The sequence below is a fragment of the Microcystis sp. M53598_WE2 genome (assembly GCF_030067735.1).
GTDB classification, from domain to species: Bacteria; Cyanobacteriota; Cyanobacteriia; order Cyanobacteriales; family Microcystaceae; genus Microcystis; species Microcystis aeruginosa.
Window position 1 is genome coordinate 1 of the sequence record NZ_JASJFE010000972.1, and the last position, 2060, is coordinate 2060.

Sequence of the window (2060 nt, forward strand, 5' to 3'; positions counted from 1 at the left end):
ATAAGGGGGGTGCCGATAGGCGGGGGGATCCCCCCTTAATCCCCCCTTGATAAGGGGGGTGTCTGACAACTTTTAACACCTACCTACTTAAGTAGCTAATATCTATGAATAGGAATCATCAATTATTAATCAATCTCGCTTTTCTCGGTACTAAATATACTGGATTGACTACCTATACTAAAAATCTAATTCCCCAATTAGATAACTTAAATCCTACCCTAATCACTTCTAATAGTTACCCAGATTTTAACACCTATCCTGTCTCGGCAAACCTCACCCAAGAGCAGGGAACCAAAGGCAATATTAGGCGCTTAATTTGGACAGAAACCCAACTCTATCAAACCTATCAACAATTAAAGTCTTCCCTGCTATTTACCCCCATTCCCGAAGCACCTATTTATCGAAATTGCCGCTATATTGTCACAGTTCATGATTTAATTCCCCTGCGATTCCCGAAATTTTCTCCCCTAACTTTTTATAATAAATACTATTTACCCCAAGTCCTAAAAAAAGCCACACATATTATCGCTGTTTCCCAAGCAACTGCCGCCGATATTAATAAGTTTTTTAACATACCTCTTGACAAAATAACCGTGATTCTTTCTGGTTATGATTCTGATAATTTTCGTCCTCTAAATCTGGCGACTCGTCCCTATTTTCTCTATCTTGGTCGTTATGATCCTCATAAAAATCTCGCTCGTTTAATTACTGCTTTTTCCCAAATTGATCCCGAATATCAATTATTAATTGTCGGTCAATTTGACTCCCGTTTTACCCCGGCTCTACAGCAACAGGTAGAAGCATTATCAATCTCTCAACGAGTGCAATTTTTAAACTATGTTTCCTATGAAGAATTGCCGCAACTTTTAAACCAAGCAACTGCTTTAGTTTATCCCTCCCTTTGGGAAGGTTTCGGATTACCTGTACTAGAAGCGATCGCCTGTGGAACTCCTGTGATTACTTCTAATCTTTCCTCTCTCCCGGAAGTCACAGGAGATGCGGCAATTTTAATTAATCCCTATAGTATTGATGAGATGAGAGAGGCAATGCAGCAAATCGCTACTGATGAACAATTACGTCTTAAATTAAAATCCCTGAGTCGCCGACGCGCCGAACTTTTTAGTTGGGAAAAAACGGGACAAGAAACTGCAACAATTCTGGAAAGTTTTCTCTAAAAATGGTGACAAAAAAACTTATCAATCATTGTAGGATGGGTTAGACGGCACTAAGCATTAAAACCCAAGTATATGAGAGCAAAAACCTGTACTCTCCTGGGGAGATTGAGTGTTACTTCCTATATATTATTGTGCCATTCTTCGGGAATTTGAGCGACTTTTTCTTGGCCAGTGGGCTGATGAATAGGTTTTCCTAAAGGACGAATTTTGAGATTTCCTTGCAAATAAGCGGCGATTCTTTCTTGGGCAATTTTCACATATTCTGCTTCTTTTTCACTCCCCATCACTCGACGATTGTGCATAATACTAGCAATCAGAGAAGTTCCAACCCCAGCAAAAGGATCGAAAACCCAATCCCCCTCATTTGTCAAGGCTAAAACACATCTTTCTACTAATTCGATTGGATATTGACAAGGATGGATAGTTTTCTCTGGATGATTAGATTTAACGTTAGGAATATCCCATAGTAACTCATCCCATTCTTGTGCTAAAAACTCCCAAACATCGCTGGGATTTTTCCCTAAAGGATTACCAGAGGGTTTACCGATATTTTTACCTTTAAAATGGCGCTTACCAGGGTATTTAGCGGGGATTCTCACCGGATCAAGATTAAAGATATATTTATCGGTTTTTGTCAACCATAAAATAGTTTCATACCTGCCAGAAAATCTTTTAGAGGTATGTAATCCATGACCAAAATGCCAGACAATTCTATTTCTTAAAAAGAAACCCATTTGTTTAAATAGCTGATAATAAAAAATATCTAAAGGATAAACTTCTCCCTCTTGAACGAAATTTCCCACCTGCCAGCAAATACTGCCATTATCTTGCAAGATTCTAGGGAATTCTCGCAGAATTTTAGTTTGGGTTTCCAGATAAGTATCC

Annotated in this window: 2 protein-coding genes; one reads left to right on the forward strand and one right to left on the reverse strand. The window is 38.7% G+C overall.

What is annotated here, in order from left to right; genetic code table 11:
* Positions 1–104: 104 nt before the first annotated feature.
* A complete protein-coding gene (locus PX636_RS19900; protein WP_288118460.1) occupies positions 105–1175 on the forward strand; it encodes a glycosyltransferase family 4 protein in 1071 nt (356 codons plus the stop codon).
* 119 nt (positions 1176–1294) lie between these two features.
* Here the strand turns inward: PX636_RS19900 and PX636_RS19905 are convergent.
* Positions 1295–2060: DNA-methyltransferase (locus PX636_RS19905; RefSeq protein ID WP_288118461.1), on the reverse strand; the 766-nt coding region annotated here is incomplete at its 5' end.

What these genes read in the sequence shown, in the direction of transcription:
- PX636_RS19900 (WP_288118460.1), top strand. Translation starts at nt 105, where the DNA reads ATGAATAGGAATCATCAATTATTAATCAATCTCGCTTTTCTCGGTACT.